At 59.2% G+C, this 20,012-nt stretch carries 17 protein-coding genes; 6 read left to right on the top strand and 11 right to left on the bottom strand.

From position 1 onward, the window contains the following. Positions 1-109: 109 nt before the first annotated feature. Positions 110-853 carry a phosphatase PAP2 family protein gene (locus tag ASD60_RS03920; protein WP_056852734.1) on the bottom strand — a complete coding sequence of 248 codons (744 nt, stop codon included), beginning with the start codon at positions 851-853 and terminating at the stop codon, positions 110-112. A 218-nt stretch (positions 854-1,071) separates the two neighbouring features. On the opposite strand from ASD60_RS03920, the gene colR reads away from it, so the two are divergent. The 5 genes from colR to ASD60_RS28000 all read left to right on the top strand — a co-directional run bounded on the left by colR (position 1,072) and on the right by ASD60_RS28000 (position 4,795). Next, positions 1,072-1,755 carry a two-component system response regulator ColR gene (gene colR, locus ASD60_RS03915; RefSeq protein WP_056852733.1) on the top strand — a complete coding sequence of 228 codons (684 nt, stop codon included), beginning with the start codon at positions 1,072-1,074 and terminating at the stop codon, positions 1,753-1,755. After that, complete coding sequence (locus ASD60_RS03910; RefSeq protein ID WP_056852732.1) at positions 1,745-3,028, top strand: sensor histidine kinase; 1,284 nt, start codon at positions 1,745-1,747, stop codon at positions 3,026-3,028. The genes colR and ASD60_RS03910 overlap by 11 nt, the downstream gene beginning before the upstream one ends. A gap of 153 nt (positions 3,029-3,181) precedes the next feature. Continuing rightward, positions 3,182-3,850 carry a class I SAM-dependent methyltransferase gene (locus ASD60_RS03905; protein WP_056852731.1) on the top strand — a complete coding sequence of 223 codons (669 nt, stop codon included), beginning with the start codon at positions 3,182-3,184 and terminating at the stop codon, positions 3,848-3,850. 4 nt (positions 3,851-3,854) lie between these two features. Beyond that, the gene (locus ASD60_RS03900) at positions 3,855-4,568 is read left to right on the top strand and encodes a lipopolysaccharide kinase InaA family protein (protein WP_056852730.1); all 714 of its coding nucleotides are present in this window, start codon (positions 3,855-3,857) and stop codon (positions 4,566-4,568) included. Between the two features lie 2 nt (positions 4,569-4,570). Further along, the gene (locus tag ASD60_RS28000) at positions 4,571-4,795 is read left to right on the top strand and encodes a hypothetical protein (RefSeq protein ID WP_082557526.1); all 225 of its coding nucleotides are present in this window, start codon (positions 4,571-4,573) and stop codon (positions 4,793-4,795) included. 140 nt (positions 4,796-4,935) lie between these two features. On the opposite strand, the gene ASD60_RS03895 is transcribed toward ASD60_RS28000, so the two are convergent. From ASD60_RS03895 to ASD60_RS03850, 10 genes are all read right to left on the bottom strand, one after another. Next, on the bottom strand, positions 4,936-7,965 hold the full coding sequence (locus ASD60_RS03895) for a multidrug efflux RND transporter permease subunit (protein ID WP_056852729.1): 3,030 nt from the start codon (positions 7,963-7,965) through the stop codon (positions 4,936-4,938). Positions 7,966-7,979: 14 nt separating this feature from the next. After that, positions 7,980-9,128: an efflux RND transporter periplasmic adaptor subunit gene (locus tag ASD60_RS03890; RefSeq protein ID WP_056852728.1), complete on the bottom strand. Its 1,149-nt coding sequence runs from the start codon at positions 9,126-9,128 to the stop codon at positions 7,980-7,982. A 166-nt stretch (positions 9,129-9,294) separates the two neighbouring features. Continuing rightward, the gene (locus ASD60_RS03885; RefSeq protein ID WP_056852727.1) at positions 9,295-10,395 is read right to left on the bottom strand and encodes a DUF1513 domain-containing protein; all 1,101 of its coding nucleotides are present in this window, start codon (positions 10,393-10,395) and stop codon (positions 9,295-9,297) included. Positions 10,396-10,409: 14 nt separating this feature from the next. Next, the gene (locus tag ASD60_RS03880) at positions 10,410-11,474 is read right to left on the bottom strand and encodes an imelysin family protein (protein ID WP_056852726.1); all 1,065 of its coding nucleotides are present in this window, start codon (positions 11,472-11,474) and stop codon (positions 10,410-10,412) included. A 27-nt stretch (positions 11,475-11,501) separates the two neighbouring features. Beyond that, complete coding sequence (locus tag ASD60_RS03875; protein ID WP_056852725.1) at positions 11,502-12,929, bottom strand: di-heme oxidoreductase family protein; 1,428 nt, start codon at positions 12,927-12,929, stop codon at positions 11,502-11,504. Between the two features lie 273 nt (positions 12,930-13,202). After that, positions 13,203-14,558, bottom strand: coding sequence for an imelysin family protein (locus tag ASD60_RS03870; RefSeq protein ID WP_056852724.1), 1,356 nt, complete (start codon positions 14,556-14,558; stop codon positions 13,203-13,205). Positions 14,559-14,726: 168 nt separating this feature from the next. Further along, positions 14,727-16,778: a putative bifunctional diguanylate cyclase/phosphodiesterase gene (locus ASD60_RS03865; protein WP_056852723.1), complete on the bottom strand. Its 2,052-nt coding sequence runs from the start codon at positions 16,776-16,778 to the stop codon at positions 14,727-14,729. 420 nt (positions 16,779-17,198) lie between these two features. Continuing rightward, positions 17,199-17,795, bottom strand: coding sequence for a superoxide dismutase (locus ASD60_RS03860; RefSeq protein WP_056852722.1), 597 nt, complete (start codon positions 17,793-17,795; stop codon positions 17,199-17,201). Between the two features lie 177 nt (positions 17,796-17,972). Continuing rightward, the gene (locus tag ASD60_RS03855) at positions 17,973-18,575 is read right to left on the bottom strand and encodes a LysE/ArgO family amino acid transporter (RefSeq protein ID WP_056852721.1); all 603 of its coding nucleotides are present in this window, start codon (positions 18,573-18,575) and stop codon (positions 17,973-17,975) included. 6 nt (positions 18,576-18,581) lie between these two features. Continuing rightward, positions 18,582-18,983, bottom strand: a complete 402-nt coding sequence (locus tag ASD60_RS03850; RefSeq protein ID WP_056852720.1) for an ACT domain-containing protein — start codon at positions 18,981-18,983, stop codon at positions 18,582-18,584. 96 nt (positions 18,984-19,079) lie between these two features. On the opposite strand from ASD60_RS03850, the gene ASD60_RS03845 reads away from it, so the two are divergent. Next, positions 19,080-19,973 carry a LysR family transcriptional regulator ArgP gene (locus ASD60_RS03845; protein ID WP_056852719.1) on the top strand — a complete coding sequence of 298 codons (894 nt, stop codon included), beginning with the start codon at positions 19,080-19,082 and terminating at the stop codon, positions 19,971-19,973. Positions 19,974-20,012: the final 39 nt, after the last annotated feature.

Raw genomic sequence — 20,012 nt, 5'->3', positions numbered from 1 at the left:
CCTCCCCCCAGAAACGCACTTGCTGTTGTATGAGTCCTTGAGCGTAACCTCTCTCTTTGGACTCAGGGTCAACATACAAGGAGCGAGGCTTGCCCGCGCAGGCGTCAATTCAGGTGCTGACTAGCTCCGCGTTGACCGGCCCCTCAGCCTTCAACGCCGGTCGATACAGAATCCAGTAATACGACCCCAGGCAAATCAGCCAGCAAAACACTGCTGTCCACACGTTGTGCGAAAAGAAGTGCGCCCCCTGCATCATCCGCCCGATGGAAAACACCGAACCCAGGGCGAAGGCAAAGACGAACGCCGCCCGGGCCAGTCGCGGGCGACGATCACGCAACACGAAAAACAGCGCGAACAGCGTGAACCCGGTGGCCGCATGGCCACCCGGCCAGCAGCGCCCTGGCTTGTCGGTCTGCGGCCGAGGGCTGAGTAGTTCACTGTAGGTTTCATGGCCGCCGAACTGTTCCAGGCTCCACGGGCATTGCACCGCCGTCACTGCTTTCATCGGCGTGACAAACGAGGTCGCCAAGCCCAGAGACAACACCAGACAACCCAGTTCCCGTTTGTACGGTTTGAGTCTGTCCATGAAAAACGAACCAATGAAACCGAGTATGGCCAGTACCGAAAACGCAATGACCACTTGCTTGGCGCGGTCATGCAGTACGGTCTCGAGGAAGTAACTGTGGCGCCCGATGAACGCCCCGGCAACCGGGTCGTAAAACAGGTTGGCCAGGGCCATGTCCAGGGTTGTCAGTTCGAGGAGCACCAGAGTCATCGCCGCAACAGCGGGAATGCCCAGGTATACCCAGAGATTGAGCGGGCGAGAAGCGGGGCGTGCAGAAATCGAAACCATGAAAATTCCCGGGTCAGTGAAATGTTCTTGAGTGCGCAGCCGCGCGGAGTTTGAGCCCGTTTCTGTCGTCAGCCCGTGAATCGATAGTGAAAAAAACGTTGAGCCCCGAATCGGCCGTTTTGTGAGGTCGAGACTGCACGCAGTCCTAGCCGTGAGCCACACTTGGCCTTAAGCTGCGCGGGCCAAGACGGCCGTAACTGTGTACGGAGAAGGTGCCCATGCGAATTTTATTGGTTGAAGACAATCGCGATATCCTCGCCAATCTGGCCGATTACCTGGGGCTCAAAGGCTATACCGTCGATTGTGCACAGGACGGTCTGTCGGGCCTGCACCTGGCCGCCACCGAGCATTACGACTTGATCGTGCTCGACATCATGCTGCCTGGCATCGACGGCTACACCTTGTGCAAGCGCCTGCGCGAAGATGCCCGGCGCGACACCCCAGTCATCATGTTGACCGCACGCGACCAACTCGACGACCGGCTGCAAGGCTTCAAGTCTGGCGCCGACGATTACCTGATCAAACCTTTCGCACTTTCGGAACTGGCGGCACGGATCGAAGCGGTCATGCGGCGTACCCAGGGCGGTGGCCGTCGTACCTTGCAAGTCGGCGACTTGAGCTACGATCTGGACACGCTGGAAGTTACCCGCGAAGGGCGGTTGCTCAAGCTCAACCCGGTGGGCCTCAAGTTGCTCGCAGTATTGATGCAGAAAAGTCCGCATGTGCTGCGCCGGGAAATTCTTGAAGAAGCGTTATGGGGCGATGACTGCCCGGACAGTGACAGCCTGCGCAGCCATGTCCATCAGTTGCGTCAGGTGATCGACAAACCGTTCGCCAAACCGTTGCTGCATACCGTGCACGGTGTCGGTTATCGCCTGGCCGAGGGCCGCGATGGAGTTTAAGCAGAGCCTTGCCCAGCGCATCATCATTGCCTTCGCACTGATGAGTGCGTTGGTCGCGGGTGCCTTCGCAATGGGCATTGTCGCCACCGTGCATCTGGTGGAAGAGAAGTTGATTTCTGCCGGATTGGGTGGCGATTTGCAGCGCCTTCTGCTCATGGACAGTGTCTCGGACTGGAGCCATCGGCCCGAGCCGGATCAGTTGTTCTATTTCAGCGGGGGGCCGGGCGATTTCGATTTGCCCAAGGATTTGCGACATCTGGACTCCGGTTTTCACGAGGTGTTTCGCGAACACCTGTCGTACCACGCGATGGTCGAAATCGTCGACGGGCGGCGTTATGTGCTGCTGCAGGACCAAAGCGATTTCGAAGAGCGTGAACGGGTGCTGTTCGCCGTTGTTCTCGTTGGCTTTGTGCTCAGCCTGGCGCTGGCGGTTTTCCTTGGCTGGGTTCTGGCGCGCAAGGTGATGGCACCTGTTGTCCGGCTGGCCCGACAGGTCCGGCACCGCGATCAGTTGCTCGGTCTGGCGCCGCCGCTGGCACCGGACTACGCGGCCGATGAAGTGGGGGAGCTGGCTGTGGCATTCGATGCGACCCTGGGGCGTCTGCGTCAGGCACTGACGCGGGAGCGACTGTTCACCAGCGATGTCAGCCACGAGTTGCGTACGCCATTGATGGTTCTGGCCAGTTCCTGCGAGTTGTTGCTCGAGAACCCTGGCATCGATCAGCGCGGTCGCGCGCAGGTCGAGCGCATCTCCCGCGCCTGTGAAGAAATGCGTGAACTGGTACAAACCTTCCTGATGCTGGCCCGGGCCCAGCGCGAAGACACGAGCATGTCCCCGCAGCAGACGCTCACTGGCGTCGCCGACGGCTTGATCGGGCAGTGGCGCGCGCCCATTGAGGCCAAAGGCTTGACGCTGATTTTTGAACCGGGTCAGCCACAGAGCATTCGATACAACGCCACGCTGCTGAATGCGGTGATGGGTAACTTGCTGCGTAACGCGCTGCACTACACTGAACATGGGTTTATCCGATTGACCCTGACGACCAGCGGTTTTGTCGTCGAGGACAGTGGCGTGGGCATTCCCGAAGAGAAGCGTGAAGCGATGTTCGAACCGTTCGTGCGCGGCAGTGAAAAGCGCGGTGAGGGCCTGGGCTTGGGGCTGTCACTGGTGCAGCGGATCTGTGAAAACCAGGGCTGGAGCGTCAGCCTGACCAACATGGAGCCCAATGGCTGTCGTTTTCAGGTGCAGTTGCACCCCACTCCAGCAAGCTGACCGTCGGCGACAAGCAATGGAGAGCGGCCCGTGTTTTGTAAAACCTCGAAACGATTAGGGGTTTTACATGACATTTTTTTCACAAAGGCATGACCTGACGCTGACACGGTGCTACCTAATGTGGGTGCCATCAGAAGTACAGGAGAGCTCGATATGGCCGGCCCGATCAAACTGGATTTTTCCGAAAAATACGACGACCAGCACGCACAACAGTATTTGCAAAAACATCAGGATGGACTGAGTCGTAAATTATCCCATTGGCGGGATGAGCAATTGGCTCGCAAGGCGCTGACTGCGGTCGGTGAGCCTGGTCTGGTCCTCGACCTGCCCTGCGGCGCTGGACGTTTCTGGCCATTGCTGGCGGAGAAACCCAACCGCGTGATCATCGGCGCCGACAATTCGGAGTCGATGTTGAAGATAGCTACTCAAGCGCAACCGGCCGATGTGGTGAAACGGGTACAACCCTTGCACACTTCTGCATTCGACATTGCCTTGCCTGATAACGCCGTCGACAGCATTTTCTGCATGCGATTGCTCCATCACATCGGTGAGGCCGAGCATCGACTGGCAATTTTGCGCGAATTCGAGCGCGTCACCCGTGATAGCGTCATTCTTTCACTGTGGGTAGATGGCAATTTCAAGGCCTGGAAACGCAAGCGCCTGGAACGGACCCGCAATCAGCAAGGTTACCAAAACCGATTTGTGTTACCTGCTGCTACGGTCGAACAGGAATTTGAACAAGCGGGTTTCCGAATTCAGGAACGTCTGGACTTTTTACCGCTCTATGCCATGTGGCGAGTTTACGTATTACGCAAGAGGTAACAGGATGGCAGTGCAGGTAGCAGCAGGATCGGATGATGGCTCCCAGGACCGTTTCGACTATTTCTGGAATCAGCGCGGTGAATGGGTAGAAGAGCCCAATGTTCGCCGCGGTGGAGAAAGTGGTGTGCAGCGCGTCAAGGGCAGTGATGATCAACTGCTCTACTTCAAACGCCAGACCGGGCATATCTATCGCAGCTTGCTGCACCCGTTTGGCCGGCCGACAGTGCTGCGTGAGCGCGATGCACTCATCGGCGTTGGCTCGCTCGGGGTCCTTGTTCCGCAAATTGTGTTCTGCGGCGCACAACGCGACCCCGTGCACAAATGGCGCGCCTTACTGGTAACAAAGTCACTGGATGGTTTCCAGGAAATTGAACATTGGTACGCCGACGGCGGCCGCGAGCGTCACGGTGAAGCCGTACATGATCGCGTGTTGCAGGCCTTGGCAGAAAACCTGGCCCGCATGCACAAAGGGCGTTGGCAGCATAGCTGCCTCTATATCAAACACGTATTCGTGCGGGTGACCGGCGAAGGCGAGGCGTCCAGGGTCGAGGTGGCTTTGATTGATCTGGAGAAGTGCCGCCAGCGTCTGACTTCACATCAGGCGGCTGCCCACGACATGAAGCAACTGCGCCGCCACTCGTCGTTCAGCTCAACTGACTGGAAGAAACTGGTCTACTTTTATGAGACGGCGTTTGGCAGCGCTATCAAGGGTTTATAGCAATGAAACTCGAAGTTGCGCGAGGTTTGTTTTTGATAGGAGCCTTGGCAGTCGCTTCGCTCGCGGTGGCTGCCTGGGAGCAGCCACGCACTCAAGTTCTCAGCTCAGCGAATGGCGATCATTGCCCTTTGCCACGAGTCGCCAAGACCTCCGTGGCTACACAGCCCGACCATGATTTGTTGCTGTTCATGTTCGGACTTTCTCAAGGATTGAGGCCGCAAAGTTGAAAAGTTTGAAGCCCAAAATAAAAGGCCTCGCAAATGCGAGGCCTTTTATTTTTGCCCTGTAGGAGCCGGCTTGCTGGCGATGCAGACGCAGCGATCAGTCAGGCAGACCGCGTTATCGTTCATCGCCAGCAAGCCGGCTCCTACATGGGTTTATCGGGCTTGGCCAGCAGCGTGTATACGCATGGCAACACGAACAAGGTAAACAGCGTCCCGATCGACATGCCTGTGGCGATCACCGTTCCGATGTCGAAACGGCTCACCGCCCCCGCGCCGGTGGCGATGATCAAGGGCACCATGCCAAATACCATGGCGGCAGTGGTCATCAATACCGGGCGCAGGCGAATGGCCGCTGCTTCCTCCACGGCCTCGCGTGGCGACAGGCCCTTGTCCTTGCGCAATTGGTTGGCGAATTCGACGATCAGGATCCCGTGCTTGCTGATCAACCCGATCAGCGTCACCAATCCGACCTGGGTGTAGATGTTCATGCTCGACCAGCCAAGGAACAACGGGATCAAGGCACCGCAGATCGACAGTGGCACTGTCACCAGAATCACCAGTGGGTCACGGAAGCTTTCGAACTGTGCAGCCAGCACCAGGAAAATGATTGCCAGTGCCAGGGCAAAGGTCACCCATAACGCGCTGCCTTCCTGTACGTATTGCCGCGAGGCACCGGCATAGTCGATGGCAAAGCCCACCGGCGCCTCTTCGCGGGCGATTTGCCGCACAACGTCGATAGCCTCGCCCATGCTGACCAGCGGCACACCGGACAGGATCGCCGAGTTGAGTTGCTGGAACTGGTTCAACTGCCGCGGTCGCGCACGGTCGGTCACGGTGATCAGGGTCGACAGGGCCAGCAGCTCGCCCTGGGTGTTTTTCACGTAATAGTTGTTCAGCCAGTCGGGATTGTCCCGAAACGGTCGCTCGACCTGAGCGATGACTTTGTAGCTGCGCCCCTCGATGGTGAAACGGTTGATCTCCGCTTCACCAAGCAAAGTCGCCAGTGTTCCACCCAGATCCTGCATCGACACACCCATCTGGGCAGCCTTGGCACGATCGATGTCCACCACGACTTCCGGCTTGTCGAAGGCCAGGTCGACATCGACGAATGCGAACTTGCCGGACTCCATGGCGCGCTTTTTCACCCGGTCGACCACCTGCAACAGCAGCTCGTAGTCGTTGGCGGTGTTGATGACGAACTGGAAAGGCAGCCCTTCGCCAGTGCCTGGCAGCGAGGGCAGGTTGAAGCCGAAAATCTGCAAGCCGGGAATGCTTTCGAGCTTGGCCTGAACCTCGGGCAGTATCTGCATCTGCGTGCGGCTGCGCTCGTTCCACGGTTTGAGCAGAAACCCGCCGATACCCGATTGCACTCCGTTGAATCCATTGATCTGGAAGGAAGAGTAATACTCGGGGAACGCCTTGAAGATCGAAATGAATTCGTCGGTGTAGGTGTTCAGGTAATCGAGGTTGGTCGGTTGCGGGGCGTTGGCGATCATGAAAATGATGCCTTGGTCCTCGTCCGGTGCCAGTTCCGATTTGGTGAACTTGAGCAACACCGGAATCAGGCACAAAACAATGACCGCGAACACCAGCACCACGGGCCGGGTATTGAGCGTTCCATGGAGCATGCTCTGATAGCGGCGCTTGAGGCTTTCGAAAATCAGGTCGAGGCGATGGGCCAGGCCGCTGGGGTTTTCATCGTGACGCAATAGAAAGGCGCACATCATCGGTGACAGGGTCAGGGCGACGATGCCGGAGATCACTACGGCGCCGGCCAGGGTCAGGGCAAACTCCTTGAACAATGCGCCGGTCAGCCCCGTCAGGAAGCCGATCGGCGCATACACCGCCGCGAGAGTGATGGTCATTGAAACCACCGGCATGGCGATTTCCCGGGCACCCTCTATAGCAGCGTCCCGCGGTGTCTTGCCTTCTTCGATATGGCGGTGGATGTTCTCCACCACGACGATGGCATCGTCCACCACCAGGCCGATGGCCAGCACCATCGCCAACAGCGTCAGCAGGTTGATCGAGTAACCCATCATCTGCATGAAGAACATCACGCCGATCATCGACAACGGAATGGTGACCACCGGGATCACCACCGAGCGCAGTGCACCGAGAAACAGGAACACCACGACGATCACGATCAGGACCGCTTCGAACAGGGTTTTCACCACTTCATCGATAGAGGCCTGAATGAACAGCGTGGCATCGTAGGCAATTTCACCCTTGAGGTTTGGCGGCAGCTGGGCTTCAAGATCCGGCATGATCTTGCGCACTTCCTTGATCACATCCAGCGGGTTGGCGCCGGGCGTGGCCTTGATGCCGATATACACCGAGGGCGTACCGCCAAAGGAACTGATGGTGTCGTAGTTTTCGGCGCCCATCTCGACCCGGGCGACATCGCGCAGCAGTACGCGACTGTCGCCATCGACCTTGAGCGCAATCGCAGAAAAGGCTTCGGCGGATTTGAGCTCGGTGCTGGCGTTGATGCTGGTGACCACGTACTCGCCCTTCACCTCGCCAGCGGCGGACAGGAAGTTGTACTGGCGCACGGCGTTGGTCACGTCGCTGGCCGTCAGACCGAAACCGGCGAGTTTCACCGGGTCAAGCCACAGGCGCATGGCGAACACCTGGTTGCCGAGAATCTCGGCTTCGGCCATGCCGGGCAGGGTTGCCAGTTTCGGCTGGATCACCCGTGACAGGTAGTCGGTGATCTGCGGGTTGCTCAACTCCTTGCTGAAAAAGCTGATGTACATCAGCGCCGAGGCATCGGCGGCTTCCTTGCTCAGGACCGGGTCTTCAGCGTCCTGGGGCAATTGGTTCTTCACCTCGTTGGCCTTGGCCAGCAGTTCGGTGAACAGTCGGTCGCTGTTGGCACCGATGCGCGCGTAGATCGAGATCACCGAAAAGTTCTGGCGACTGACCGAGGTCATGTAGTCGATACCCTCGGCGCTGGCCAGGCTTTGCTGCATCGGCTGGGTGATATAGCCCTGGATGGTTTCGGCGTTGGCCCCGGGGTACGCCGTGGTCACCGTGATCAGGGCGTTTTCCATTTGCGGGTATTGGCGTAGCGGCAACTTGCTCCAGGCCTGGAAGCCCAGCAGCACGATCAGCAGGCTGACCACGGTGGCGAGCACCGGGCGGCGGATGAACGGATCAGTAAAAGCCATTGGGGGTTCCTTGATCAGTCAGCGCGAGGCTGACTGTTCTTTTCGGCCAGGGTCTTGTCATCGCTGATGGCGATGCGCGCGCCATTGTCGAGTTTGATCTGGCCAGCCGTGACAATCGTTTCACCGTTCTGCACGCCTTTGGTGATGATCACCATTGCATCGCGCCGTTCGCCGGTTTCGACAAAGCGCCGCTCGGCAATCAGGATCGGTTGCCCCTTGTCGTCCTTCTCCACGCTGCCGTCTTCGGCTTTTTTCTGGGTGGCGACATAGACCGAGTTGCCATAGAGCGTGTAGGTGATCGCGCTTTCCGGTACGACGATGCGTGGCTGCGGGTCGGGCAATATGACCTGCAGGCTGGCGAACATCCCCGGCAGCAGCTTGCCATCGGGGTTGGCCAGGGTGGCCCGGACCTGCACGTTGCGCGTGCTGTTCTCGACTTTGGGGTTGATTGCACTGATGGTGCCGGGGAATTCTTCTGTGGGGAACGCCGCGACAATGAGCTGCACCGGTTGACCGACGGCGATCTTCGGTACCGACTGTTCAGGAACGAAGAAATCGACATACAGACTGCTGAGGTCCTGCAGGGTGGCGATCATGGTGCCTGTGGCCACGTAGTCGCCGACGTCCACCTGACGAATGCCGATGGTGCCGCTGAAGGGGGCGAGGATGCTTTTTTTGCCGAGTGCAGCCCTGAGTTGGTTGACCGTGGCCTTGCTCTTTTTCAGTACCGCCGAGAGGCGGTCGAATTCACCTTTGGAAATGGCCTGGCTGCCTACCAGTTGGCTACCGCGACCGTAATCGACCTGAGCCAGCCCAAGGTCGGCCTGGGCAGTTTCAAGCAGAGCGCTTTCCACGGCGCTGTCGAGCCGCAGGAGCAATTGGCCGGCCTTGACCTTCTGCCCTGATTCGAACTGCAGGTCCACAACAGTGCCATCGGTCTCCAGGCTCAGGTCCACGCCTTGCAGTGCCTTGAGCGTGCCGATGGTGGGCAGGCGTGCCTGCCATGGCCGTTCGGTTGCCTTGGCCACGGCAACGCTGATCGGTGGTTTTGGCGCGGAGAAACCTTGAATCATCGTGTAGATGGAGAAGGCTTTATATCCGGCCAGGACCAGCACGATCAGCAGAACAACACCCAACATGATCAGCATGCGGCGACGCAGCATATTCCAGTTCCTTGGAGAAAATCAGGTGAGACAGTGAGGCACATTACCGCGACTGGGAAGGGTAATCCAACTGCCAGTTTTTACAGGTTGTGAGGTATTGGAGAGGTGATGTCGTGAAAAGATCGTCCGGGAGCGGCCCCAGCTATCGGACGATCTTTTGACGTAATTACGCCATCAGATGCAGATGGTTGTCCCAGAGCCCTGCCGGCAGCTCCAACGGTTTTGCAACCAGCTCTGTCTGGCGGCAATCGTAGTAACGGCAGCGGCCCTGGCCAGAGGTCACGACAAACCCGTCGGCGACCGCGCCAACGCCAGCGCAATCGGCAAGCGGTGCATCCAGGCGCACTTCGCCGCTGTCCAGGTCCCAGATGAAAAAGCGGTTGCCCCGTGGCGCAGTCAAGGCCACCAATCGCAGGTCGCTGTGCACCGCGACACTGGCGGTGTAATGCCCCATGGCCTGTAACTGGTGCTCCGGCACCGGGAACGCCACGAACGGTTGGCCGGGGCGCTTGATTGCCAGCAGCTCCGACGATTCATGAGCCGCGCCCATGAACTGCTGACCGGCAACGATGGTGCCGTCGCTGGCGATGCCCAGGTGGCGCACGCTGTTCATCTGCTGGCCGAGGGTTTCCTTGCTCAACAGCGTGCCGTCGCGTTGCATCAACACCAGGCTTGGTTCCATGGCGTCGAGATTCATCTCGACCCGGCTTTCCGCTTCGGTGCGAATCCCGCCGTTGGCCACCACCAGGGTTTCGCCATCGGGCATCCACGACACTTGATGCGGGCCGATGCCATGGGTGGAGATCTCGCCGCTGTGCACCAGTCGCTCGCCTTCGAACTTATACACACCCAGCAAGCCGCGACCCGGATCAGTGGTGTCGTTTTCGGTGGCATACAGCCAGTCACCGCTGTGGTGAATCACCGCGTGACCGTAGAAGTGCCGATTCGGTTGTGATGTCAGCGTTTGCAGCAAAGTCCCGTCGCGCAGGTCGATCAGGTAGCTCTCGGTGCCCGGGCGACGGGCGACGAACAGCGCAATCGACAACGTCGGGTGGTTGATGATGTCGTGGCAACGCTGGCCGACCTGGGTGGCAAACACCCGGGTGCCGTCCAGCCGATACCCGACGGCGTAGTGCTTGCCATCGGTATCGTCCCGCGCCGAGAGGAGCAGCGGGCTGGCGTCTTTGTGCTTGAACAGCTTCCAGCCGCCCAGTGTCACCGCACCCAGCAACAAACTTCCTAACGTCAGAGCCTGGCGTCGCAGCATGGCACTTGCCCTCATCAGTCACCGTCGTTGGCGTTGAAGCCCAGTTGGATGCCCAGCGCCTTGGCCAGTTCGCCTTCGTGCAGGCGATGGACGACGTTGAGGCTGTCGTAGATATCGTTGAGTTGCTGGCGACCGGCGTCGTCGTTGAGCATTTCGGTCAGCGAGCGCTGGTTGCTGGCGAACAGTTTCAACGAAGCGGCATAGGCGGCGTCGATCTTGTCGGCCAATGGTTTCTGAACGCTTGGCAACAGGCTGCGCAAGCCCTTGTTGTCGACGCCTTCCCAGACTGTTTTGGCAGCGGCCAGGCTTGCCTCAAGGCCGGCCAGGGAAGATTGGCTGCGCCATGCATCGGCCTGGAACGGTTGCGGAACACCCTTGGTCTGGCGCCCCATTGGCGTGCCGAGTTTTTTCTTCAGGCTGTCGAGCGCAGTGACCTGTACGCGCAACAGATCGGCAATCGCTTCATGGGAATCGGCGTAACGCTGGTTCGGGAACTTGCTCATTTGCGCGAGCATGCCGTCAGTGTTGTTCCAGCTTTTCAGAATCTCTTCGGCCAATTGTTTCTGACGCTCGCCAATGGCGATCAACAGCGGGCAATACTTGGTCTTCTGCTCGGCGTTGGCCACATCTGGCTTGCTGTCGAACAGAATGTATTCGTAGGCCGACAGGCCTTGCACCACGACGCTGGACTTGGTCAGTGCCGCTGCATCGATTTGCGGCTGTGCCGTGATCAGTTGCTCGACCTGGCGGCCGACCAGGTTTTTCTTGTCCGGCCAGAACTGCACTTGCCATGCACGATTGCCTTCAGCCAGCGGCCCGATCAACAGCGGTTGCAGCTCGGCCCAGGCTTTTTGTGCGTGCAGGAAGTCGGCGCGGGCAGTTTCCAGTGTTTCCTTGCCTTCGCAGTAGGCCAGCGCGCTGACAGCCAGTTGGCGGTCGGCTTCTACCCAGCGGGTGTAGGTCGGCAGGATCACCGATTTGGCGATGGCTGCCGACGTGACCGCTTGCGGGTCCTGAGGCGAACAGGCGCCCAACGCTAGTGCGGCCAGGCTGGTGAACAACAATTTGGGACGAAACATGTCGGGCTCCCGCAGATGGAATGCGTATTAAAGTGAATTCAAAAACGCCAGCAACGCGGCGCGCTGCTCGGCATTGAAAGACAAAACCTGTTGCTGCGCCGCGGTTGCTTCGCCGCCATGCCAGAGCACGGCTTCGAGCAGATTGCGAGCGCGGCCGTCATGCAAATACTGGGTATGGCCGCTGACCGCTTGCGTCAATCCAATGCCCCACAACGGCGGCGTGCGCCAGTCGCGGCCACTGGCCTGGAATTCGCTGCGGTTGTCGGCCAGGCCGTCGCCCATGTCATGCAGCAGCAGATCGCTGTAAGGGCGAATCACTTGATTGGCCAGTTCAGGTTCGGCGGCGTTGGCGGCGGTGGTGTATTTCGGCGTATGGCAGGACTGGCATCCCGCCTGATAGAACAAATTCTTGCCGGCCAGCACTTCAGCAGCGTTGACATCACGGCGGGCCGGAACGGCGAGGTTGCGAGTGTAGAACAGCACCAAGCGCAGGATGTTGTCGCTGACTTCCGGCTCGCCATCTACGCCGTTGCCATTCGGCGCCTGTTTGCAGGCGGTTTGCGCGTCGGTGCAGTCATCAAAGGGTCTGAGGCTGGTCGTGAGGCCCATGTCACCGGAAAACGCGTGGACATTCTGCTGATTCAGATTGGGCTGCCCGGCTTTCCAGCCAAATCGCCCGAGTACGGTTTTCTGTTGCGCGTCATCCCAGACCCGGTTCGGCCGTCCGGCGATACCGTCCCCGGCTTTGGCTTGAGCCTCGGCGTTGGCCAGGATTGCCTCCTCGGGGATTGCTTCAAGCAGGCCCAGGCCGATCATTGGCGGCGCGACCCGTGCCGAGAAACGTGTGTCGGGGTGCATTGGGCCGTAATTCAACTGGGTGATGTTGAGGCTCGGCTTGCGCAATTCGACTTCGGTGCCGTCTTTGAATTGCACCTTTACCGGTGTGTAGTCGACCCGCACCTTGCCCTCGGGGGCGACACCGGGCACGGCCATGTCCTGGAACTGCCCGCCGTAGACCGGCTCCGGCACGACACCCAGTTGCTCGATGACTTTGGCATAAGCCGGGGTGTCGGGAATCGACAGGCGCACCAGCATCGATACGGCATTCGAAGCGTCAGGTTCGGGCGGGTGACCGCGACCGTCCTTGATGTGGCAGCCCTGGCAAGCGTTAGTGTTGAACAGCGGGCCTAGACCATCACGGGCTGTCGTGGTCGACGGCGCAATCACCCAAGGGTTGCGGAAGAAGCTGTTGCCGACGCTGAAATCCACACGCCGTGAAGGTGGCAGGTTGGCCGAGGGCAGGGAAAATGCGTTTTGATCAGTCTTGCGTACGGTGGCACTACCGCCGGAGCGGGCTTCACCGGGTTCGGCCTCGGTAAACCGCGGGGCGTCATCGCAGGCACTCAGGCCCAGGGCCAGAAACAGTGCGGACAAGCGAAGAGGCAGCGAGGGCATCAGACATCCTGCAAGACGAGCAAAACAAGGGCGCAAAGTCTAACAGGGGATAAGAGTTTGAATAAGAGGAATTATCGTTTGGTTGATGTAGCGCACTGATCGTTCCCACGCTCTGCGTGGGAATGCCTCTACGGACGCTCCGCGTTCGGCTCTGGATGGGACGCGGAGCGTCCCGGGCTGCTTTCCCACGCAGAGCGTGGGAATGATCGGCACTCAAAAAACAGGTATGAAAAAGGCGACCCGAAGGTCGCCTTTTTATTCAGCCAGCGTTGATCAGAATTCGTGATCAGCGTTGTCCGGGTTCAGGTCGCTGATACCCAGCTTGCCAGCAGCCGCTTCGATCGAACCGGTCTGCTTGACCAGCGAAGCGATGGCGTCGCGAACGATCTGGTTGCCCGCGGCGTTGCCGGCAGCGATCAACTGGTCGTAGTGCTCACCCTTGTTGGCGTGGTCAACGATGACCTGCATCTTGGCTTCGGTAGCGGCCAGGTCGGCTTTCAACGCGGTGTCGGCAGCCGGGTCTGCCTTGGCCACCAGCGACGACAGGCTGGCGCCGGTCATTTTGGTGCCATCGACGCGGGTGTATTCGCCCAGGTACACGTTCCGAATGCCCTTGGCATCGTAGAACTGCGAATTGTGGGTGTTGTCGCTGAAGCAGTCGTGTTCGTCTTCCGGAGAGTTGGCTTCCAGGGACACCTTCATGCGCTCGCCCGCCAGTTCGCCGAGGGACAGGCTGCCCATGCCGAACAGCATTTTGCGCAGGCCGGTTTCAGCCGGTTCGGCTTCCAGGGTGGCGCGGTAGTTGTCGGCCACGTTCGGCTTCCAGTTGCCGACCATTTCTTCGAGGTCGCTGACCAGCAGCTGGGTCACTGCCTTCAGGTACGCGCGGCGGCGCTCGTTGTGACCGCCGGTTGCGCCTTTGCCTTCCAGATAGTCGGAAGCCGGACGGTTGCCGGCACCAGGGCCGGTGCCGTTCAGGTCCTGGCCCCAGAGCAGGAATTCGATGGCGTGGTAACCGGTGGCGACGTTGGCCTCGGAACCGCCCAGCTCGTTCAGGCTGGCCAGTTTTTCCGGGGTGATGTCTTTGACGTCGATCTTGTCTTCGCCGACCTGAACCTGGGTGTTGGCGATGATGTTGGCAGTGGCGCCCGGGTTACCCAGTGCGTGCTCGTAGGATTTGTCGACGTAGTCGATCAGGCCTTCGTCCAGTGGCCAGGCATTCACCTGACCTTCCCAGTCGTCGATGATGGTGTTGCCGAAACGGAACACTTCGCTCTGCAGGTAAGGAACGCGAGCTGCGATCCAGGCGGCCTTGGCGGCTTTCAGGGTGTCGGCGTTCGGCTTGGCGAGGAACGCGTCGATGGCGGTTTGCAGGGTTTTCGCGGTGGATTCGGCATCGCTGTAAACGGCGAAAACGATGTCGGCGTAGTGCGCGACAACGGCTTTGGCGGCCGCTTCGTCGACTTTACCGGCAGCGGCAGGCGCAGCGGCTGGAGCAGCCGGGGTAGCAGCAGTGCTGGCAGCCGGCGCAGGTGCGACAGCTTTTTCTTTGTCCTTGCCTTCACCGCAACCGGCGAGGGAAATTGCGATGGCCAACAGACTGGCGGTAGCCAGAGGCATACGAATCATGGCGAACATCCTGCTTCGAGAGGGAGGTGATAAGGCGCTGTGAGAGCGCAAAACTGCGACATAATGCAAATCTTTCGCATTATGTGTAAAGGGTTGTGCTTGGAAATATTTCTTATTCACATGACTGAATGCCGGCCGCCAGCGAGAGCAAGCTCCCTCGCCACAGGTTCAGAGGATTGCGGCGTTACTGCGCTGAGCCTGCTTCAGGTACGCACCCAATTCCCGTGCCGGCAGGGGTTTGCTGTAGTGATAGCCCTGACCTTCGTGACAACCTTCGGAAATGATGTAGGCCTCCTGCTCGGCCGTTTCCACGCCTTCGGCGATGACTTGCATGCCCAGGCTCTTGCCCAGCTGGATGATCGCGCGAACGATCGTCGCGTCATCGTCGTCATCGAGCAGGTCCTGGACGAAACTCTTGTCGATCTTGATTTTGTCCAGCGGCAGGCTTTTCAGATAGCTCAGTGACGAGTAGCCCGTGCCGAAGTCGTCAATCGCAATCAGTGCCCCGGAGCGCCGCAGGCTGAGCAGGTGCTGAGCGGCGGTGCTGATGTCTTCCATCAGGCCGGTTTCGGTGACTTCCAGTTCCAGGCTGCGCGGCGGCAGGCGGTACATCTGCAGCAGATTGTTCACCACCCTTGGCAGCTCGGCGTGGTGCAACTGCACGGTGGACAGGTTCACGGCCATGCGCAGGTCGCTGAAGCCCTGATCGTGCCAGTCGCGAAGCTGCTTGCAAGCCTGGTCCAGAACCCATTCGCCGATGGCGATGATGGTGCCGTTCTGCTCGGCCAGCGGGATGAACAGGTCCGGCGGCACCAGTCCATGTTCCGGGTGCTGCCAGCGAATCAGCGCTTCGACGCCCACCACGCGATGATCCCGATAGCTGATTTGCGGCTGATAGACCAGGTAGAACTGTTCGCGGGCCAAAGCATCGCGCAGGTCTTTTTCCAACTCGCGACGGCGGCGCATCTCGGTGTCAACGCTGGCGATATAAAACTGGTAACGATTGCGCGAGCGGGTCTTGGCCAGGGTCATGGTCTGCTCGGCTTTTTGCAGCAGCTTCTCGGTGCTGTCGCCGTCCTCGGGGAATAGCGTGATGCCGATGGTGGCGCGCAGGCGAATTTCCTGATGATCGAGGGCAAACGCCGCTTCCAGGTCATCGAGAATGCTTTGGGCCAGCTCGGCGGCTTCGTAGGGTTGTTCGATATCGGCCTGCACCAGGGCGAACTGGTCGCCCCCGAGACGGGCGAGGGCGCCGAGGCGTCCACTGTGCGCGCGCAGGCGATCGGCCAGGGCCAGCAGTAACTGGTCGCCGGTCTGGTAGCTGAATTGTTCGTTGATACCTTTGAAATCGTCCAGCCCGACACACAGCACCGCGACCCGGCGTTGAAGCTTGCCAGCGTCGACGAGGATCTTGTCCAGTTGCGTTTGCAGCTGCTGACGGTTCGGCAGGCCGGTGAGGAAGTCATACTGGGCCATGCGCAGCAGGCTGTTTTCCGCTTCGTGGCGCAGATGGGTGTTGCGCTCGATGGACTCCAGCAACTGGTTGGCGGTGTTGATCCAGATGCCTAGCTCGTTTTTTTCATGGCCCTTGAGCTGCGGAATCTTGTGTTCGCTGGGGCGATCGGGATTGATTTCGGTCAAATGCTCGATGATCCGCGACAAAGGCTTGGTCAGCAGCCAGTGATAAACCAGGTACAGCACCAGCCCCATCGCCAGGGCACGCAGTACACCGGAAATGAAAATGATCACCGAACTGACGATAAAACCCTGGCCATAGGTGGCCGTGTCGAGGGTGATGCTCAGGTCGCCGTAATACTCACTGTAAGGACCACGACCGACCAATTGAGTGGTGAAGGTGCGTTCCTTGCCGAGGATCACGTCGGTCAGCCAGCGGCTGTTGGAATGCTGCAATTCGCGTGATTTTTGCGCGAGCATGGCTTCGTTGGGATGACCGATGGAAGCCTGGCGAACGGCATCGTCCTGAAACAGGCCTTCGATCACCTGCATGCCCATTTCCCGGTCCAGGCTATAGACGGCCTGGGTCGAAGGGTCGCGGAACATGTCGAGAATGCGTTGGGCATCCCCGGCAACGGCCTGGCGGGTCTTATAGGCATCGAAAACAATCTGCGCGCAGCTCAAGACCACACCGACGATCAATGCCGACAGGAGCACGACCCGGAGCAACTTCACCGACAAGCTGTTCTTGAGTTCCAGCTTCAAAGGGTTATTCCTTGTTCCGTGCGGGTAGCATCAAGTTGCCATGAGTATTGGCAATCTCGTGATGGCAGTCAAAGGGACAATCATCCGTGAGGGATTTTGCCTGCAGCTTGGCCGATTTGCTGTGCCTGGATTATTGATCCGATGGGTACTGTGTCGGTAGTTGGGTCCTTCAACTTGAGGGAAAGTGGGGATTTTTTCCTTTCATTGATGTTAGACCGGTGTGGCTTTGGGGCAAGGGGGTGATAGCGGGTTTCTTCGTGGGAAAACTCCGATCCCTGTAGGAGCGAGCCTGCATACGCCACGCAACCTGTGGGAGCTGGCTTGCCAGCGATGGCGCCCTGCCAGCCAACCAATCTCCAGCAGATGTACCCCATAAAAAAACCCGGCTAAAAAGCCGGGTTTTTTTGTCTGGCATCGAGCTTAAGCGGTGAAGGTTTTGCCTTCGAACTGCTCAGCCACGAATTTCCAGTTGACCAGGTTCCAGAACGCTTCAACGTACTTCGGACGCAGGTTGCGGTAGTCGATGTAGTAAGCGTGTTCCCAGACGTCGCAGGTCAGCAGCGGTGTGTCGCCGCTGGTCAGCGGGTTGCCGGCGCCGATGGTGCTGGCCAGGGCCAGGGAACCGTCAGCCTTTTTCACCAGCCAGCCCCAGCCGGAACCGAAGGTGCCGATGGACGTCTTGCTGAACTCTTCCTTGAACTTGTCGAACGAACCGAAAGCCGCGTTGATTGCGTCAGCCAGTGCGCCGGTTGGTTGACCGCCAGCGTTTGGCGCCAGGCAGTTCCAGTAGAAAGTGTGGTTCCAGACCTGAGCGGCGTTGTTGAAGATGCCGCCCGAAGAAGTCTTGACGATTTCTTCCAGGGTCTTGCCTTCGAACTCGGTGCCTGGCACCAGGTTGTTCAGGTTCACGACGTAGGTGTTGTGGTGCTTGTCGTGGTGATATTCCAGAGTTTCCTTGGAAATGTGCGGCTGCAGTGCATCGTGTGCGTAAGGCAGTGGCGGCAATTCGAAAGCCATGGTGGATCTCCTAATCAGGTCAGGTGCGGTGAGCGCAAGGCCGATCACGGGCGGCCAGACAAGCGCCGGGGAGTTTTACACTCTTTGCGGCGCAGGGTCGGGATCATAGCACCGGGGGTGCGGCATAACCACGCAACAACTGTGTGGAATAGAGGTTCCAGAGCTGTTTGGAATAAATCAGCCGGCCATGATCAATTGCAGCGCTACTGCAAACATCATCACGGCCACCAACAGATCGAGGATTCGCCAGGTGCTCGGTCTGGCCAGCCATGGAGCGAGCCAGGCGGCGCCCAGTGCCAAGGTGAAAAACCACAGCAGCGACGCACTCGCGGCCCCCACCACATAAGCACCAGGCTCGGTTTGTTGTGCACCGAGGGAGCCGATCAGTAAAACGGTGTCCAGATACACATGCGGGTTGAGCAACGTCACCGCCAGAGCGCTGAGCATCACCGCGCGCAGTGAGCGAACAGTCTGGTTTTCACCCTGTTGCAGGCTCTGCTTCGAAAAGGCACGGCGCAGTGCCTGACTGCCATACCACAGCAAAAACACCGCGCCGCCCCAACGGGCAATCGCCAGCAATGTCGGATTTTGTGCCAGAACTGTCGCCAGTCCGAACACCCCGGCCGCCACCAGTAGCGCGTCGCAGGCCACGCACAGGGCCGCGACCGGAAGGTGATGTTCCCTGCGCAAACTTTGCGCCAGCACAAACGCATTCTGCGTGCCGATCGCCATGATCAGGCCGAACGCTACCAACAGACCGTTCATATAGCTTTGCCACATGATTGCTTACTCCCCGTTGGCAGCCAGATTGCGCAGCACTTCCAGCGCGCGTTCAGCGTCGGCCTGGCCGACGAACAAGTGGTCGTGGTAGTAACCGGCGATTACGTTGCAGCTGATCCCGGCCTTGCCCAACGCTGTGGCGAATGCGGCTGTCAGGCCGACGGCTTCCAGGGCCGAGTGCACGTTCAGGGTGATCCAGGCCGCGACGTAGTCGAAGCGCAAACCGGTCTGCTCGGCGTGGCTACGTTCGACAATGACTGTCAGGCCTTCCTGTTCACGGAAGCTGCCAATGATGTCCAACCCCGTCGGCAACTGCCCGTCGGGCAGGGTGCAGAACACGTATTCGCCGGCGTTTAATTGCGGACTCATGCTGCGCAGTAACGTTGCCAATGAAGTTTCGCCAGCCATGTCGGTATTTCCTGTTCATCAGTTCTTGCTGGTCATTCTCGGGCACGACGCTGTATAAGAAAAACCAATATTGCTGATCGCTCATTAGGAGAACTGATGTTCGACTACAAATTGCTGTCCGCTTTGGCGGCGGTGGTCGAGCAGGCCGGTTTTGAACGGGCTGCGCAAGTGTTGGGGTTGTCGCAATCGGCCATTTCCCAGCGCATCAAATTGCTCGAAGCACGAGTAGGTCAACCGGTACTGGTTCGGGCTACGCCGCCATCCCCGACCGAGATCGGGCGGCGCTTGCTCAACCATGTGCAGCAGGTACGTCTGCTTGAACGGGATCTGCAAAGCCTGGTACCGGCATTGGATGAAGAAGGTTTGCCGGAGCGTTTGCGCATTGCCTTGAATGCCGACAGTCTGGCCACCTGGTGGGCGCAGGCGGTAGGGGATTTCTGCGCGCAACAACATGTGTTGCTGGACCTGATCGTTGAAGACCAGACCGTCGGCCTCAAACGGATGCGTGCCGGCGAAGTGGCGGGGTGTCTGTGTGCCAGTGAGCGACCGGTGGCCGGTGCGCGCAGTGTTTTGCTCGGGGCGATGCGTTATCGCGCCCTGGCCAGCCCGGCGTTCATTGCCCGACATTTCCCGCAAGGTGTACGCGCCGACCAGTTGGCGCGGACCCCGGCCCTGGTTTTCGGCCCTGACGACTTTCTGCAGCATCGATATCTGGCATCCCTCGGCGTCGATGGCGGCTTCGAACACCATTTATGCCCGTCATCTGAAGGCTTTATCCGTCTGACCGAAGCCGGACTCGGCTGGGGGCTGGTGCCGGAACTGCAGGTCCGCGAACAACTGGAGCGCGGTGTTTTACGGGAGCTTTTGCCAGATAAGCCGATCGATGTGCCGTTGTACTGGCATCATTGGCGTAATGGTGGTCAGTTGCTGGGATTGCTGACCGATCAGTTGGTGCTGGCATCCAGGCAATGGTTGGTGCCGTTGGACTGACGTTCAACGTCAAGACTTCACGCAATACGCAAAACGAAA

The sequence above is a fragment of the Pseudomonas sp. Root562 genome, assembly GCF_001427125.1.
GTDB lineage: Bacteria > Pseudomonadota > Gammaproteobacteria > Pseudomonadales > Pseudomonadaceae > Aquipseudomonas.
This window is presented reverse-complemented; position numbering and strand designations above follow the sequence as displayed.

What these genes read in the sequence shown, in the direction of transcription:
- ASD60_RS03920 (WP_056852734.1), bottom strand. Translation starts at nt 853, where the DNA reads ATGGTTTCGATTTCTGCACGCCCCGCTTCTCGCCCGCTCAATCTCTGG.
- colR (WP_056852733.1), top strand. Translation starts at nt 1,072, where the DNA reads ATGCGAATTTTATTGGTTGAAGACAATCGCGATATCCTCGCCAATCTG.
- ASD60_RS03910 (WP_056852732.1), top strand. Translation starts at nt 1,745, where the DNA reads ATGGAGTTTAAGCAGAGCCTTGCCCAGCGCATCATCATTGCCTTCGCA.
- ASD60_RS03905 (WP_056852731.1), top strand. Translation starts at nt 3,182, where the DNA reads ATGGCCGGCCCGATCAAACTGGATTTTTCCGAAAAATACGACGACCAG.
- ASD60_RS03900 (WP_056852730.1), top strand. Translation starts at nt 3,855, where the DNA reads ATGGCAGTGCAGGTAGCAGCAGGATCGGATGATGGCTCCCAGGACCGT.
- ASD60_RS28000 (WP_082557526.1), top strand. Translation starts at nt 4,571, where the DNA reads ATGAAACTCGAAGTTGCGCGAGGTTTGTTTTTGATAGGAGCCTTGGCA.
- ASD60_RS03895 (WP_056852729.1), bottom strand. Translation starts at nt 7,965, where the DNA reads ATGGCTTTTACTGATCCGTTCATCCGCCGCCCGGTGCTCGCCACCGTG.
- ASD60_RS03890 (WP_056852728.1), bottom strand. Translation starts at nt 9,128, where the DNA reads ATGCTGCGTCGCCGCATGCTGATCATGTTGGGTGTTGTTCTGCTGATC.
- ASD60_RS03885 (WP_056852727.1), bottom strand. Translation starts at nt 10,395, where the DNA reads ATGCTGCGACGCCAGGCTCTGACGTTAGGAAGTTTGTTGCTGGGTGCG.
- ASD60_RS03880 (WP_056852726.1), bottom strand. Translation starts at nt 11,474, where the DNA reads ATGTTTCGTCCCAAATTGTTGTTCACCAGCCTGGCCGCACTAGCGTTG.
- ASD60_RS03875 (WP_056852725.1), bottom strand. Translation starts at nt 12,929, where the DNA reads ATGCCCTCGCTGCCTCTTCGCTTGTCCGCACTGTTTCTGGCCCTGGGC.
- ASD60_RS03870 (WP_056852724.1), bottom strand. Translation starts at nt 14,558, where the DNA reads ATGATTCGTATGCCTCTGGCTACCGCCAGTCTGTTGGCCATCGCAATT.
- ASD60_RS03860 (WP_056852722.1), bottom strand. Translation starts at nt 17,795, where the DNA reads ATGGCTTTCGAATTGCCGCCACTGCCTTACGCACACGATGCACTGCAG.
- ASD60_RS03855 (WP_056852721.1), bottom strand. Translation starts at nt 18,575, where the DNA reads ATGTGGCAAAGCTATATGAACGGTCTGTTGGTAGCGTTCGGCCTGATC.
- ASD60_RS03850 (WP_056852720.1), bottom strand. Translation starts at nt 18,983, where the DNA reads ATGGCTGGCGAAACTTCATTGGCAACGTTACTGCGCAGCATGAGTCCG.
- ASD60_RS03845 (WP_056852719.1), top strand. Translation starts at nt 19,080, where the DNA reads ATGTTCGACTACAAATTGCTGTCCGCTTTGGCGGCGGTGGTCGAGCAG.